At 44.4% G+C, this 16,415-nt stretch carries 13 protein-coding genes and 1 pseudogene; 11 read left to right on the plus strand and 3 right to left on the minus strand.

Annotated features, from left to right (window positions below):
- The first annotated feature begins 85 nt into the window (after window positions 1–85).
- Both ACFVQB_RS18535 and ACFVQB_RS18540 read left to right on the plus strand, forming a co-directional pair.
- Entirely contained in the window at window positions 86–886 is an 801-nt protein-coding gene (locus ACFVQB_RS18535) for a GNAT family N-acetyltransferase (protein WP_379441952.1), read from the plus strand.
- Window positions 887–1,200: 314 nt separating this feature from the next.
- Window positions 1,201–2,499 (plus strand): NCS2 family permease, encoded by a 1,299-nt coding sequence (locus ACFVQB_RS18540; protein WP_379441953.1) that lies wholly within the window; start codon window positions 1,201–1,203, stop codon window positions 2,497–2,499.
- Between the two features lie 72 nt (window positions 2,500–2,571).
- Here ACFVQB_RS18540 and ACFVQB_RS18545 read toward each other — a convergent pair whose 3' ends face one another.
- Window positions 2,572–3,324 carry a MerR family transcriptional regulator gene (locus ACFVQB_RS18545; RefSeq protein ID WP_379441954.1) on the minus strand — a complete coding sequence of 251 codons (753 nt, stop codon included), beginning with the start codon at window positions 3,322–3,324 and terminating at the stop codon, window positions 2,572–2,574.
- Between the two features lie 15 nt (window positions 3,325–3,339).
- Window positions 3,340–3,957, minus strand: coding sequence for a CPBP family intramembrane glutamic endopeptidase (locus ACFVQB_RS18550; RefSeq protein WP_379441955.1), 618 nt, complete (start codon window positions 3,955–3,957; stop codon window positions 3,340–3,342).
- Window positions 3,958–4,185: 228 nt separating this feature from the next.
- Between ACFVQB_RS18550 and ACFVQB_RS18555 the strand changes: the two genes are divergently transcribed.
- From ACFVQB_RS18555 to ACFVQB_RS18585, 7 genes are all read left to right on the plus strand, one after another.
- On the plus strand, window positions 4,186–4,725 hold the full coding sequence (locus tag ACFVQB_RS18555; RefSeq protein WP_379441956.1) for a cysteine hydrolase family protein: 540 nt from the start codon (window positions 4,186–4,188) through the stop codon (window positions 4,723–4,725).
- Window positions 4,726–5,033: 308 nt separating this feature from the next.
- The gene (locus ACFVQB_RS18560) at window positions 5,034–5,978 is read left to right on the plus strand and encodes an ABC transporter permease (protein ID WP_379441957.1); all 945 of its coding nucleotides are present in this window, start codon (window positions 5,034–5,036) and stop codon (window positions 5,976–5,978) included.
- A 15-nt stretch (window positions 5,979–5,993) separates the two neighbouring features.
- Window positions 5,994–6,923 (plus strand): carbohydrate ABC transporter permease, encoded by a 930-nt coding sequence (locus ACFVQB_RS18565; protein WP_379441958.1) that lies wholly within the window; start codon window positions 5,994–5,996, stop codon window positions 6,921–6,923.
- Between the two features lie 84 nt (window positions 6,924–7,007).
- Entirely contained in the window at window positions 7,008–8,513 is a 1,506-nt protein-coding gene (locus tag ACFVQB_RS18570; RefSeq protein WP_379441959.1) for an ABC transporter substrate-binding protein, read from the plus strand.
- Between the two features lie 174 nt (window positions 8,514–8,687).
- Window positions 8,688–10,415, plus strand: coding sequence for a sensor histidine kinase (locus ACFVQB_RS18575; RefSeq protein WP_379441960.1), 1,728 nt, complete (start codon window positions 8,688–8,690; stop codon window positions 10,413–10,415).
- A 3-nt stretch (window positions 10,416–10,418) separates the two neighbouring features.
- On the plus strand, window positions 10,419–11,180 hold the full coding sequence (locus ACFVQB_RS18580; RefSeq protein ID WP_379441961.1) for a response regulator transcription factor: 762 nt from the start codon (window positions 10,419–10,421) through the stop codon (window positions 11,178–11,180).
- Window positions 11,181–11,187: 7 nt separating this feature from the next.
- Window positions 11,188–12,702 carry an ABC transporter substrate-binding protein gene (locus ACFVQB_RS18585; protein ID WP_379441962.1) on the plus strand — a complete coding sequence of 505 codons (1,515 nt, stop codon included), beginning with the start codon at window positions 11,188–11,190 and terminating at the stop codon, window positions 12,700–12,702.
- A gap of 159 nt (window positions 12,703–12,861) precedes the next feature.
- Here the strand turns inward: ACFVQB_RS18585 and ACFVQB_RS18590 are convergent.
- Window positions 12,862–14,143 (minus strand): annotated as a pseudogene (locus ACFVQB_RS18590) (glycoside hydrolase family 125 protein).
- Between the two features lie 384 nt (window positions 14,144–14,527).
- Here ACFVQB_RS18590 and ACFVQB_RS18595 point away from each other — a divergent pair.
- The gene (locus tag ACFVQB_RS18595; protein ID WP_379441963.1) at window positions 14,528–15,478 is read left to right on the plus strand and encodes an ABC transporter permease; all 951 of its coding nucleotides are present in this window, start codon (window positions 14,528–14,530) and stop codon (window positions 15,476–15,478) included.
- Between the two features lie 16 nt (window positions 15,479–15,494).
- Complete coding sequence (locus ACFVQB_RS18600; protein WP_192267285.1) at window positions 15,495–16,406, plus strand: carbohydrate ABC transporter permease; 912 nt, start codon at window positions 15,495–15,497, stop codon at window positions 16,404–16,406.
- Window positions 16,407–16,415 lie beyond the last annotated feature (9 nt).

Genomic DNA, 16,415 nt, shown 5'->3' on the forward strand with positions numbered 1-16,415 from the left:
TCTGTAAGTTATTCGTTCAAAATTACCCTTTATGTCTATACACCTTATCCAGTAGAATAGAAATTATAGATAGAGAGGTGTTAAAATGCTTTCGCATCGATTGCTTACTCACGATACAATTATTAAATTATTGCCCCACATTAATACAGAACAGAATCTGCTTTTCTATAGTTATTTAACGCAACGTAAGGACAAGGCTCAATATGTTGGTCAATTTATGAATAGTCAACTTACAGCCGTATTAGCTTATTTTAGCGAACTATCCTTTCCTGCATTTTCTTTCTTCCGAGTTGAAGATCGTGATATCTTTTTGCCAGAACTAATCGCTTTTACAAGAGAAATTATCCAACTTGACGAAAGTGCTGTATGTGGCACGATACTCTGTCAAAGGGACCTTGAACTTTTTCAATCCTTTGGTCTCATCAAAGGAAATCCTCAACGTTTTTTAACTATGAAACATCAGGATGAATCGAAACTCCTTGAAGCTCACATTGCAAAAAAGATAAATGAAAATGAATATTCTAAGGTAATTGATTTTTTACATAGTGGGGAAATGAGGTTTTTCACAAGAAGTGAGTTAGAGAATTATCCTTTTCTTGGAATTAAGGAAGGGGAAGATTTCATAGCTGTGGGCGGCTACCATTTTTATGACCCTCAGTTAGTAGAGCTTGGGAACATTGTTACCAGGCTAGATTACAGAGGAAGAGGATTAGCTAAACGCCTAACAAGTGAATTGACACACCTCGGTAAAAAACTGTCACCAGATGTTTATCTGGGTGTATTAGCAAATAACCTGCCTGCTGTTCGCTTATATGAAGGCTTGGGGTATCAAATAACAATGGAACTTTCTATTGTCAATTTTACTTTGTCTAAGACAGAAATGTAGTCCAAATCATAGGACTTAATTCAGTATAGCTTACTCAAAAAAGCGAATAAGTACTCAATATTATCTCTGTATAGTTCGTAAATAACTGTGAACAATACGTTAATTCATTGACAATGAGTGTAATATTAATTAAAATTCGAAAGGGCATCAGGGTAAAGCAGATATGAGTATCCTTATCATTGGTTTAGAATCTTAGCTTTTTAATCCTAATGACGAATATAGGAGCGGTAATATTACAATCCTATTACGATGATTGGGATTTTTTTGTTTTTGGCTTTGGAGATTAATTTGAAGGTTGGAGGCTGGCTTTAATCATGGACAATTGGTTCAAACTAAAAGAAAGAGGTACGACCGTTTCAACAGAGATCATCGCAGGGATCACCACATTCTTCACAATGGTATACATAGTGATCGTAAACCCAGGAATACTCAGCAGCACAGGGATGGACTTTAACGGAGTATTTATTGCTACGGTGTTGGCGAGTATTGTGGCGACTCTGATCATGGGAATCGGGTCCAATTATCCGATCGTCATAGCGCCTGGTATGGGTCTGAATGCATTCTTTGCCTATAGTGTAGTTGCTGGATATGGCGTGTCTTGGCAGGTTGCACTAGGAGCGGTATTTATAGCAGGGCTTTTGTTTATTATTTTATCGCTTACTTCATTTCGTTACATGCTGCTTGATGCCATTCCTGCGAGCCTTAAGCACGCGATAACAGCAGGGATCGGATTGTTTATTACAACGGTAGGCCTGCAAAATGCCGGGATTATTGCCGATTCAGAATCAAATTTGATTACGATCGGGAACTTGGCAGAGCCTATGACTTACCTGACCATTATCGGATTGATTATCACTGTTGTACTTATGGCTTACAATGTAAAAGGTTATCTGTTCATCGGAATGGTGGTAACAGCGGTACTTGCCTGGATCATGGGACTATTTCAAATGCCGGAATCGATTGTATCCATGCCGCATGGCCTCACGACAACGGCTTTCCAACTGGATTTGGCAGGCGTATTCTCTAATGGTTTGTATACCATCATATTTACTTTCCTGTTGATCACGTTGTTTGATACGACGGGGACGATGCTTGGCGTTGCTGAACAAGCAGGACTGCTGAAGGAAGGTAAATTTCCGCGCTCACGCGGCGCACTATTGGCAGATGCCGTAGGGACTACCACTGGCGCTTTGCTCGGAACGAGCCCAACATCGGCTTATATTGAGTCCAGCACAGGGGTGGCTGCGGGAGGAAGAACAGGACTGACTGCGGTAACGGTAAGTATACTGCTTGCTCTTACTTTGTTCTTTACACCTATCGTAAGTGTGATATCAGGTATCCCGGCGATTACTTCTCCCGCACTGATTATTGTTGGCTACTTTATGATTAGCGTAATCAGCAAAATCAATTGGAAGGATCTCGAAGAAACATTTCCTGCCTTCCTGATTATCATACTTACTCCGTTGACGCACAGTATTGCGACAGGCATCGGCGTAGGCTTCATTTTCTATCCGGTTCTCAAGCTGCTTCGCGGAAAGGGCAAGGATGTTCATCCAATATTCTACATTTTTGCGGTATTGTTCTTCATCCAGCTTGTATTCCTGGACCACTAAGAAACGGACTAATCAAAAAAGGAGAACTGCTTATATAGAGGCAGCTCTCCTTTTTTATAAGTAACCATGAGATTAATTTGTTAGAGAAGAATTCTTCTTCATATTTAATACTTCAAATGCTTCTTTTAAAAAATCCATAGTATGCTTAGGCACCAACGATTCATAGGGTTTTACGTTTTTATACAGTTCTTCGTTATTTACCTCATCATTGAAAATGAAATTACTTAATGGAGTATCTGCAAATATGCCATGCAACTGCTGCTGTATGAAAGGATGGTCTGGTTTAAGATCCTTTACGATAGCTCGATGGACAAGCAATAACAAATTGAAAAGTTTTCCATCCAAGTACGTTTGCTTAGAGAAATCCTCTGGAAACACCTGATCAATAACATCTATAGAGACATACTTTTGCAGCATCTTTTTTTGAGCCTGCTCAACACGCATGGAATTCATAAGGAGCATTAGTATTTCAGAGTTTGATTCATTGAGTTGATCTTGCTCGGTTAACAGTTGTATTCGTTCAATTAATGCTAAGGAACAATCAATTGCTTCCCTCCGCTGTCGAAGTGATTGTTCTTGAACTTTAATGATTTCCTTGAAAGAATAATTCGGATTATCCAAACAGACTTTAATCTCGTTTAATGAAAGGCCTAAACTTTGCAATAATTGGATTTCATGAAGCCTTTTAAAATCCGCATTTACATATATATAATGATCATTTTCATTTTTTTGTGAGGGTACTAGTATGCCAAGTTGGCGATAATGTCGTAATGTACGAACCGTTGTGTCTGCCAGCTTTGCAAATTTACTCACCGTTAATCTCATCTAAAATTCCTCTTTTCATAAATCATTCTTGTATTTTTTCGCCAGGATAATTCCAATAGAAGTATTATAAATCCCATGGGCAAGCATGGGGGGAATTAACGACCCGGTAAAATAAAAGAGTAGTGCAAAGATCAAACCATTTACAAACACACCTATTAGGATACCGGTGGCTCCTTTATATTGGGGAACATGTATTACCCAAAATAGAAAAGTGCTAATTAGAATGACGAGCCAATCTACTATTAAAGAGTATCCAACAAATAATCCTATCAGGACACCTCTAAAAAAGAATTCTTCAAATACACCACCACCTATTGCAGATACAGCTATACCACTTGGTCTGGTCATTATTTTTTTAATCATATCTGATCCCTCGGTTTCGGGTAGTTCTGTTCTTGTTTTGATGAATGTAACTAGAACAATAGTTGTTATAAACAAACTGGAAATAATACCAATGGTTATCGCGGATAAAATACTAATTTCGTTTGGTATAAATAAGGAAGCTATAAATGGTAATATTTCTCCCCATTTAAATATCCCAATAAAAACCAATCCGATAAAAAGAAATGATGTTAGCGTTAGTGATGCTCTTAACAGTATTTTGTATTGTTCCTTTGCCTTGGTTTCAGTCATAATTAAAACTCCTTTTATCTAATTTTTTTCATTATAGATTGTGACGTAGCGTCCCCCGCAACATTTGCTTGTTGTTAAAAAAAAACAAAGTTCTTGACCCAAACGGAGGGCAAGAACTTTGTCTAATATCTGATCAGGTGTAAAAAATGATGAATATAATTATGATTACGGGCAATTCTAACCTCTAGAAATGAAAGAAGAAGTATCCAGGGTGAGGAGGGTAGAGTTATGATCCACAAGCCAGCTTTATTGATCATAGATGTACAAACCGGATCATTTATGAATCCTCTCTTTATTCATAACAGTGAAAAATTATTAAATAATATCAAGCAACTTATGACTTGGGCCCACATAAGTAAGATTCCAGTCATACTTACTCAGCATAATGGGAAGTTAGGGACGCTTACCTCAAAAACATCGTCAGGGTGGTGTCTTCATCCCTCCTTACCCTTGATCACTCAAGATGTGAAAATTGAAAAGGACTTTCCAGATTCATTTCAAGATACCACCCTTGAGTCGCATTTAACTCATCTAGGCGTTAATCAACTGGTTGTCGCGGGAATTCAGACTGAGATATGTGTTGATGCGACATGCCGTAGAGCATTTAGCTTGGGATATGACGTTATTTTAGCAAAAGATGGTCACAGTACCGCGGACTCTTCCTTCTTAAGTGCAGATCAAATCATTACACACCATAATATCGTTCTACAAAACTGGTTTGTTTCTTTAAGCGATACCCAGAATATCATAATGTCGGTTTCAAGATAGACAAGTATCCATCTACGTATTTGTTGAAGCCGCAATTCCGGAAAATGAAATAGCAGGTGGGAGTTTTCCGCAGATGAATTTTAAAAATGGTGTTGTGGTTCGTCCGTAAGTTAATACATAGTTCCAGACCTTGAGGGTGGCAAACTCTCAAGGTCTTTCTTATATTCTCTCACCCAGCATCGAAGTGAAATATACTGAGACCTATTGTTTTTTGACTATTGTCTTACGTTTTTGATCTAGGAATTATCTGGAGATTTTCATAGAATTACAACTAATCGAGGTTAGGTTCTACAAGAAGGGAAGATGATATGGAAGCAAAATCCACCCGCAAAAGAGTGCGAACACGCTGGCGCAAGCATGATACCGAGCTCACGCTGCTCGTGCTTCCGACTACAGTCTGGTACATTTTGTTCAGCTTCTTGCCGATGTTCGGTGTCATTATCGCTTTCAAGAATTTCAAGATTCACGGGAATTTTCTCAGTAATGTGATAAACAGCGACTGGATCGGGTTCAAAAATTTCGAATTCCTGTTCAGTTCGAACGACGTCTGGATCGTAATTCGCAATACAATCGGTTACAACATGATCTTTATTATTCTGGGTATCATCGTGCCTGTGTCACTTGCATTAATGGTTGGACAGCTGCACAGCCGCAAGGCAGCCAAGGTCTATCAGACGATGATGTTTCTGCCGTATTTCCTATCTTGGGTTGTCGTTTCCGCGGTGCTTTGGGCATTCCTGAGCTATGACAAGGGGATAGCCAATCAGGTTCTGACCCATTTTAATCAGGATCCCAAAAATTGGTACATGGAACCGTCGTATTGGCCTTATCTGCTTGTATTTATGAACATGTGGAAGGGCCTCGGCTATGGCATGGTTGTCTACTTGGCGACAATCACCAGCATGGATTCAACGTATTACGAAGCGGCCGTCATTGATGGCGCAAGCAAGTGGCAGCAGACACGGTATATTACGCTGCCTTTAATGAAATTTGTTATCGTGCTGATGTTTATCCTGTCTGTTGGAGGTATCTTTTCCACGGATTTCGGCTTGTTCTTCCAAGTGCCGCGGGACTCCAATTCTCTCTACAATGTGACCACGACGGTCGATGTGCTCGTGTACAAACAACTCAAAACCGCGACGGTCGGTATGGCGTCCGCTTCTGCCTTCATGCAATCTGTACTGGGCTGCGGAATGATCCTATTCGCGAACTGGGTCGTTCGCAAAGTTGATCCAGAGAGCGCGCTGATTTAGAGAGGAGGCAGGGATATGTCAACGCAATCAAGCTACGATTCCGGTCTTGAGAAGTTTAACCGAGTCGGCAAAGGAACGAACATTTTTTTTCACCTGATCTTTATCATCTTAGCCTTGTTGTGTGTAGTCCCTATCGTCGTGGTGATGTCCATTTCACTGTCTAGCGAGGCATCTATCCGAGAGACCGGGTACCAACTCCTGCCGTCGGCATTCTCGGCTGAATCCTACAACTATATCGTCAAGCAGGGTTCCATGATTGTACGTGCGCTCGGTGTTTCGGTATTCGTTACGGTAGTAGGCACGCTGATCGGCGTACTGCTCACCACTACGATGGGTTATGCGCTATCCCGTCCACAATTCAAGCTGAAAGGACTGCTGACGTGGATCGTGTTTATCCCCATGGTTTTCAACGGCGGTCTTGTTTCCAGCTATTACATCAATTCAACGATGCTGGGATTAAGTAACACAATCTGGGCGCTGATTTTACCTTTAGCCGTTTCCTCCTTCAATGTCATCATCTGCAAAACTTTTTTCAAGACAACCATTCCGGACGGGCTGATCGAATCGGCCGAAATCGACGGAGCAGGTCAATTCCGCATCTTCTTCACAATTGTACTTCCGATCTCACTGCCTGTTCTAGCAACGATTGGCCTGTTCCTCTGCTTCTCGTACTGGAATGACTGGTTTCAATCGATGCTGTATATTGACGACCAAAGCTTGTATTCGCTGCAGGCACTACTGAACAGCCTGATGAGCAACGTTGATGCGCTGGCTAAAAACGCCTCGACGATGGGCATAAGCTACGCTGAGCTTGTCGCCACCATGCCCAAAGAATCGGCACGTATGGCTGTTGCGATCATTATTGTACTGCCCGTTGCTCTGGCCTACCCCTTCTTCCAGAAATACTTTATCTCCGGTTTGACGGTGGGTGCAGTTAAGGGATAAATCGAAATAAATCTGGAAATTTCAGGTTTATCATAATTTTTGCGCAGGATCGGTGCGAGTTAACTTATGGGAGGGAATAGAGGAATGAGGTCAAGGTTTAAAGCATGGATGAAAGCTCCGCTTTTGATCGGAGTGGTAACGCTGGCTATCTTTGGTTTAACAGGCTGTTCCAGCTCAGACAACAATAACGCGTCAAACAACACGCCAGCGGAAAACTCGGGATCGAATGCAGGCGAAGGTTCCGGCGAGGTACCTACGCTGGTATGGTGGACGATCGGCGGACAAGTGCCAGCCAATTTTGATAAGGCAATCGAGAAGATAAACGAATATACGGCAGAGAAGATTGGTGTAAAAATCGATCTCCGCGTTGCCAGTTGGGGTGATTGGGACACTAAGATCAATACGATTGTAAACTCCGGTGAAGCTTTCGATATTATGTTTACGAATAATGGAAAATACAGCCAACAGGTCAACATGGGCGCATTCACGGATATTACCGACCTTGCGCCAAGCACGGTGCCGGACTTGTACAGCTATATCCCAGAAATGGTGTGGGACGGAACGAAGGTTGGGGGCAAGATTTACGCCGTTCCAACGTATAAGGATTCTTCCTTAACCCAGTACTGGGTGTTTGACGATGCGCTCGTTCAAAAGTACAATATCGACCTTGGCAGCATCAAGACACTGCAGGATCTGGACAAGCCATTCCGCGACATCAAGTCTGGTGAAGGCAAAGGATTTTACCCGCTGTCCTTGACTCAGGGCGAAGGTATTAGCGGTTTCTTCAATGACTATGACGATATGACTCTCGGCTTTCAGCCAATCGGCGTGAAGGCCGAAGATGAGTCCCGCACAGTCGTTTCCGTTCTCGAACAACCGGATATACAGGAAAAGCTGAAGCTCATGCATCAATGGTACAAGGACGGCATCATCAATCCGGATGCGCCGACCAAGATCGAGGCTGACCCTTATCGCCCGTTCTTCAGCGCACAGGCATTTCCTGGCGCGGAAGTGAATTGGCAGATCTCCGCAGGTATTGAGAAATACGACATGGTTCAAATTCTGGGTCCGATCTATACAACCAGCACAATCCAGGGATCCATGAACGCAATCTCCGCCAACTCGAAGTACAAGGAAGAAGCGCTTAAATATCTGGAACTGGTAAACACCGATTCCAAGCTGCGCAATATGCTTGCCTATGGCGAAGAAGGTGTCGATTTTGATTATGTAAACGACAATACAGTTGAACGGAAAACGGATTCGTGGCCGCTGGCGGCCTATACGCAAGGCACGTTCTTCAACATGGCTGTCACTAAAGGCGCACCCGAAGATCAGTGGGACCAGGTTCGCAAACTGAATGAAGCAGCCACCTCATCTTCGATCCTTGGCTTTGCACTGGATATTAGCGAACTCGGCACTGAAGTAGCCAATGTGAAGGCTGTATGGAACAAATACAGTTATGAGTTGATCACTGGTGCATCCGATCCGGAGAAGCGGATACCGCAAATCATAGAAGAGTTGAAGAAAGCTGGCATGGATAAGATTATGGAAGCCGCACAAGAACAGATCAATGCATATTTCAAATCGTAATTGTTGAGACTTGCGACAATAACCCGAACGGAGCCGTCGTGGCCGTTCGGGTTTTCAAATCTTACTGGAGACTTTTGCATGTAATTTGAGCTTCTAACGGATTGATTTGTCCGACAAATAGCTATATGGTAAAACTATAAGTCTCAGTATAATCCAACTGCTAAGGAGAGCTGCATGTTTTCCTTCTTTCAAATCCAAATTTACCGCCGCAAATTTATTGCATACGCGATTTTCACGTTATTCATGGGTCTGATTTTAAGCGTATTGACCACACTTGTTTTGCTGCAGCAGTGGTTAGAGAATGCTCAGAATCAAGCGGCAGATGCATTCTCCCGGGTTGAAAGCATTCTTCAAAACGATGCTGAGCGGATTGAAGCCTATTTACAGCGAGTTTACTCTAATAACGGTCTGGTGGCAGACGTTCGTTTTTTTCTCGCCAACAGTGCGGAAGGCTATCTGACGGGAAGACTCCAGAACAGCCGCTATGATCAGCCTCTCGCTTCGTTTCCAGAAGACGTGAAAGCTTTTCTCGGCAGCGGGCAGGAAGATATCATCCAGGTGAGCCTACATACTGAGGAACGAGGCAACGTAGTGCGTTTTGCCAGTAATGGTGCGACGAGCTTTTTGTTTAATCTGCCTAACACGGATGACATATTTCGAGAGACAATCCAAAGAGGATTCGTCATCCGCAAACAGCTGTTGGACGAAAATCAAATCTCACGCCAGCTTGGTGAATTTCGTTTTCTGGTCAGCAGCGATGTATTATTTAAAGGCGTGCGAAACAATCAATGGATTGAAAACGGAGTCGTCAGCGCCGCTGGGGATGTCTATCTCATGGACGCTGGAGGCAGCGCCAACCAGGAATTATTCAGAAAGGCTGCATTGAACGAACGTAGCAAGGGGTTTATGCAGTTAGGCAAGCTGGACCGCGTGTTTTATGTGACCCATTCGTCCAATGCTTACGACTACCAATTGATCAGTATTGTAGACATGGCAGTGCTTATCCGGCAAAAAGTCGGCATGCTGCTTACCGTGTTCTTGATCTTCTTGGTAGCTATGATCAGTTTTCTCCTGTTAATCGGATACAATCTTCGTGAAGACGCAGGTTTTCTGCAACGGATTATCTATTCCATCCAACGTGTAAAATCAGCCAATTTTACGCCAATCAGTCCGACCCGTTATCGGAAGAATGAGTACGGAATGATCGCGAGGGAACTCGACGATATGACGCATCAGCTTAACCAACATATTCGAACCGAATATTTGCTAAAACTGAAACAGAAGGAAACAGAAATGAAAGCGCTTCAAAATCAAATTAACCCTCATTTTTTGTACAATACACTTGAAATTATCCGATCGTTTGCGCTGGCAGGCCGCGCGGTTGATACGGCTGAAGCGGTAGCTACACTGGGCTCTTTATATCGTGAAATCGTGAAGAACGAAGATATTATTCTGTTGGGCAGTGAGCTGGCTTTGCTTGGAAAATACTTAAAGATCATGGAGTTTAAATATCCGGACAAATTCTATTATCAAATCAATGTGGACCAGGGACTACTGTCTCTGCCTACCGTTAAATTCTGGATGCAGCCGCTCGCCGAGAACTATTTCGTTCACGGCTTCCATTCGGACCACGAATTTAATCTGCTTGTTGTGAATGGCTTTGAAAATACCCACTCATATGTATTGGAGATTGTAGACAACGGGAACTCGATCTCGGAAGATCGACTGGCTGATATCCGCCGCAATCTGTCTTTTGTCGGGGACTCGGCATCGGAGAGCATCGGCCTGCGCAACGTGTATACACGGCTTCATTTTTTCTATGGAAAAGGCTTTACCATGCAAATTGAAAATAATGTGGAAGCTGGTGTCAAAATTACCTTAACCATAGTGAAGGAGGCGTAACGTATGTACAAACTTCTGATTGTTGATGACGAGCCACTAATTATGGAGGGAATCAAGCGAACGCTGGACTGGGAGATGCTCGGCTTCAGACAGATCGAGACCAGCGAAACCTACGGAGATGCGCTAACGAAGGCCGTGGAGTTTTGGCCTGACCTGGCGATTTTTGACGTCTGCATTGGCAAAGAGCGCGGCTATAACGCCATTCACAAGCTTAATGAGCTTGGACTCCCGACTACCTATATTATGATGAGCGGTTATGGTGAGTTCGAGTACGCCTTGGAGGCCATTCATTGTGGGGTTAAGGATTATCTACTCAAGCCGATTGAGCGTACAAAGCTTCAAGCTCTGATTGAGCGAGTTATCGTCGAAAATTTGAACGGTACGCTGGAGGGAAGAACTCTGAGCCACCGTGACATAGACCCTGTATTGAAGGTGCGCTACGACAGCCTATCCAAGTTAACCAACCGTATTTTGCTGATGGTTAAGGCTGAATATGACCAAAATCTCAATCTCAAAATGTTGGCCAGCCGTTTTCGCATGAACGGAACCTATCTTGGACAGTTGTTTCTGAAGGAAACCAAGATGAAATTTTCGGAGTACCTTATGGCTTACCGGATGTTATGTGCGCGAGATCGTATTCAGGCTACAAACGAGAAGATATCGACGATTGCGCTCTCCGTCGGCTACGCCAATCTAAACTACTTTTACACGCATTTTCAAGCCTACTTCAGCAAATCGCCTTCCGATCTGCGGAGAAAGGAGTAGTGCAGAAATGATATATTCATGTATCGGAAACATGTTTATCAAGGCAGTCCTGATTACAGCGATGTTGACACTGCCTCTGTCCGGCTGTATCTCAAAATCAAGCACGAACGAGGAACCTGACAAAAGGATAAGCACAGTGAATCTGATTTATTATACGTTAGGCAATTCTGACCCGGATCTGAAGATGGTGAACGATAAAATCAATGAAGTGTTGGCTCGAAAAATCGGAATCACGATTACATATATCAAGATTGGTTGGCAGGAGTACAATGACCGGATCAATACGCTAATTTCGACAGGGACTCCTTTTGACATCGCTTTTACCACGGATTACTCAAGCTATGTTCAGCGCGGAGCATGGCTCAGACTGGACAGCTATTTATCCAGCTTCGGCAAGGAGATGTACGACGCGATCGACCCCGTATTATGGCAGGGCGTTCGCATGGAAGACGGCGGCATCTACGGCGTGCCCACGAATAAGGAGCTTGCGGTCCGCATGCAATGGATGTATCCGGAGACGCTTGTCCAAAAGTATGACATCGACATTACGAAGTACAACACCCTGGAGTCTCTGGATCCGCTGTTCCAAATGATCAAGGAAAAGGAACCCTCCTATCAGTTGATGGAGATGGACAAGGACTCCCAGAACTTCTTTGCCATGTACGGTTACGAATATGTACTGGACAAACCGCTACCGCTCATGGTGCGTTCTCTGGATCCGGACGCGCATGTGATCAATATATTTGAGACCAAGGAAGCAAGGCAGGTGCTGGATACACTCCGCAGCTATTACATCAAGGGTTACATTAATGAGGACGCCGCACTGCGGGAGAGCCAGAATCTCAAACGTGAAGAACGGGTTTTCTGGAAATCTGCGGGAGGAGGACCCCTTTCGGAAAATAGCTGGAGCAAGGATCGCGGCTACAAGGTTGTTGCTTATCCCGTGACGCTGCCATTGATCACGACGGAATCCGTTCGCGGCGGGATTATGGCGATAAACGCAAAGTCTGCGCACCCTGTTGAAAGCGTAAAGTTTTTGAATCTGCTCAACACGGACCCGGAGATCCGCAATCTGTTTAATTACGGTATTGAAGGTGTTCATTATACGTTGGACAAGAACGGACAGGTGCTGCTGAAATCTTCCGGAGAGAGCGGCGATGATACGGTGACAGGAGTCGACTATGAAGGTGTACAGTATACGCAAGGAAACTGGTTCATTCTCAAAACGATCGGCGGAAAATATCCCGATCCGTTGGATAAGTGGGATCAGTACCGAGCAGCAAACGCCGAATACGTTAAATCGAATTTGCTCGGATTTACGCCAAATTTAACGAATATGTCCATTCAGGTCAACCTCATAAAAATGGTTTGGGAAAAATACTATCCGAGCCTGATGACAGGCAGTGTGGATGTGGACAGGGTACTGCCCAAATTCAACGAGGAGCTGAAGCAGGCGGGTCTGGACGAGGTGCGGGAGGAAATACAACGGCAGCTCGACGCTTGGCGCATTGACCATCCATAAAGGGGTTAACGAATTCCCGAAAGTATTCCTAATTTCAGTAATCTCTAATAACCGGTTGCGCCTTCCTTTTAAACTGGATGGCACAGCCGGTTCGTCAATAGGTGGAATACGATACGGTTCTCCTATATTGTCTTTTAGAAGTGTAAGGTTTAGATGAGCTTAGACAATTCCTTTGTCCATCGCTTTGCTGATCAGTGTAGCAAACAAACTGTTGGACCAGGCGAACCATTCACGTGAAAAATCGGAGGGATCATCCGGGTGAAAGCCTTCGTGCATATATCCGGTATCCGCATCGGTCCGAACAAGCATATCAATTAATTCTTTGACCTCCTCATCGTTATCTGCTGTCAGCGCCTGCATGGACAATGCCATATGCCACACATAACCTCCCGGGGTATGCGGACTACCGATGCCTCTGGCATGTTTACCCCTCGAAATAGAACGGGTTATCGAAGCTTAGGGCAAAGCGGCGGGTGTTCTGATAAATTTCATCCTCCACACCCACATAACCAATATAAGGAATAGATATCAGTCCTGGTGTGCCGGCATCGTCCATCAGAGAATAATTACCGTATCCATCCGTTTCGTAGGCGTAAATTCGGCCGTATTTTGGATGATTCACAATTCCATAGATTCGGATGCCGAAGTCGATCTCCTTGCGCAGCTTTGCTGCCCGGGCCGCCAGTCTTTCGTCCCTATAGATTACGCTTGCGATCTCGCGAATGTAGTCCAGAATCACTACAGCGAACATATTGGACGGAATATTGTAGCCGAACTCACAGCTGTCATCGCTCGGACGGAAGCCCGACCAGCTCATACCGGTGTAATTGACAGGCATGCCGCGTCCGTTATTGTGTAAAGTCTCCGTATCCTGAAGCGTCTCCCGGATGAAATGGTACGGAGATTTCTCCCCGTGGTACTGCTCCGTTTCGATAACGTTCACGATGGAGGTCAGCGCCTGGAAGCAGGCAGTATCAAAGATATCAGTCTGCTCCGCTTCCTTCCAGTACATATAAGCCAGCTGTACAACGAAGCAGAGGGAGTCCAGCTCGTATTTGCGCTCCCACATCCACGGGTTTAGATTGCAGTCATCCGTAGCCCGGTAATGTTTGTCACTTGCCGTTTCGTTGAAGGCATTGGTGTACGGATCAATATTGACATAGAACATCTGACGGGCGATCAGGCCGCGGAGAATCCGCTGCAGCGCAGGGTCATTTTTGGCAAAAGGGATATAATGGCGCACTTGCTCCGTAGAATCCCGCAGCCACATTGCCGGGATATCCCCGGTAAATACAAAGGTGGTACCGTCTTCAAGCAGCTTGGTTGTTGTCTCCAGCGTATTCGGAAAGCAGTTGCGGAATAGTTGCTGCAATTTCGGATGATGCGCGAGCCGTTCATCGGCTTCAGTAAGATACGTAGTTATGGAAGCTGGCATGTTCATAGTCTAACTCTCCTCTAAAGTTAAGATTATAGATTGTACTATCGCAGAACAAAATCTTAATTTGGTTGCCATTCGTAGCAAATGTTTGCATACCTTCCCAATGAACACAATATGTCACTTATGAAGTGGGATAAGAGGTTCATAAGTGACATATTTGCAGCGATGCTTCGATTGAAAATATTCACTTCAAGGCAGGGCGGAAAATACCACAGCAACGCGGTTTTACACTCTCTTAACATGACAATGCAGAACCTACATATTTACGGTGTCAACATTGTTTCACTACACTTCGAATTGTAAGCGTTCGCAAGATTGGATGAGCAAGAATGCGAATCAGCTACATGATTTCATGTAACGAAAAACAACTTAGAGAGGAGTGGGAGAATGAAGGGGAGTTATGCTGATGTATCCGTAAATCCTTCAATAAAGAACAAATCCCTTGGCAAAAGAATCTGGAAAAATTGGGAACTCTATCTGTTCATGCTTCCCGCGTTATTGTATTTCCTCGTTTTTCATTACGGTCCGATGTACGGTATTCAGATTGCTTTTAAGAATTTCGTACCTTCGAAAGGAATTACGGGCAGCGAATGGGTCGGTTTTGACCATTTTGAACGGTTCTTCAATTCCTATTTTTTCTGGGATCTGCTATGGAACACGTTCAGCATCAGCTTCTATGAACTTGCTATCGGTTTTCCGCTTCCGATCATTCTGGCGCTGGCTTTCAATGAAGTCCGCAACGGCCCGTTCAAGAAATCGGTTCAGACAGTAACTTATGCGCCGCATTTCATTTCTGTAGTTGTTATGGCAGGGATGATCATTACTTTTTTATCACCCTCGAGTGGAATGATTGTCCGGTTCATCGAGTTCCTGGGCCTACAACCAGCGGCGTTTCTGACTGATCCGGCCTGGTTTAAGACAGTATATGTCTTCTCGGGCGTCTGGCAGAGCACCGGGTGGGGAACTATTATTTATCTCGCGGCTCTGTCAGGCGTAGATCCCCAGCTGCATGAAGCGGCCATTATGGATGGAGCAAGCCGGTTTAAACGGATGCTGCATATCAATCTACCGACGATCGTGCCCACCATAACGATCATGCTAATCTTGAATATGGGTAATATACTGGGCCTTGGCTTCGAGAAGATTCTGCTGCTGCAGAATTCGCTCAATATGGAGGCTTCCGATGTAATTTCCACCTATGTATACCGCGCGGGCCTTGTGAACGCCCAGTACAGCTTCTCAACAGCTGTAGGATTGTTCAACTCGGTAGTCAACGTTATTTTGCTTGTTACTGTCAACCAGATCGCCAAACGCACCAGTGAGAATAGCCTCTGGTAGAAAGGAGTTGAAGTCAGTGGTTACTGCCATGAAAGAATCCAGGGGGGACAAGCTGTTCCTGATTAGCACCTATATCTATTTGGGCCTTGCACTGCTGGTAGTTCTCTATCCTCTAATCTATATTCTCAGCGCTTCAATCAGTTCACCGCAGGACGTCAATTCGGGAGCTATGTGGCTATTTCCGAAGAATGTGACACTGGACGGCTACAAGCTTGTATTTGAGAACCCTAAGATATGGAATGGTTACTGGAACACGATCATTTACACTGTAGTGGGGACTCTGGTCAATCTCGCCGTTACTCTGCCGGCCTCGTATGCCCTAAGCAGATCTGATTTTGTCGGTCGCCAGTTGTTTATGGGCCTCATTCTGTTCACGATGTTCTTCAGCGGCGGAATCGTGCCGACGTATCTCCTGGTCAAGAATCTTGGCCTCATTAACAGTATGTGGGCATTGATCCTGCCAGTGGCCGCTTCGGTTTGGAATATTGTCGTAGCCCGCACCTTTTTTCAGACGACCATCCCAAAAGAACTGCAGGAAGCGGCGCATATTGACGGTTGCACGAATCTAAAGCTGTTTATACGCATTATTCTGCCGCTTTCGGCACCAATTGTAGCCGTTATGGCCCTGTTCTATGGAGTAAGCCATTGGAACAGCTACTTCCCGTCCCTGATCTATTTGAATGATGAAGCCAAGTATCCGCTGCAGATGGTTCTGCGTCAGATCCTTGTCCTTCAGGAAATGTCGGCCGAAACCACGGGCGCTTCGATTAATGGTGAGGTGGCGACCGCTATGAATAATAAGGCAGAAACGGCATCATTGATCAAATATGGAGTCATAGTTGTCTCCACATTGCCCATCGTTGCAGTCTATCCGTTCCTGCAGCGTTACTTTGTCCAGGGGGTCATGATTGGCTCTGTTAAAGGCTAAACGATTAGA

The organism is Paenibacillus sp. NPDC057886 (genome assembly GCF_042796655.1).
GTDB lineage: Bacteria > Bacillota > Bacilli > Paenibacillales > Paenibacillaceae > Paenibacillus.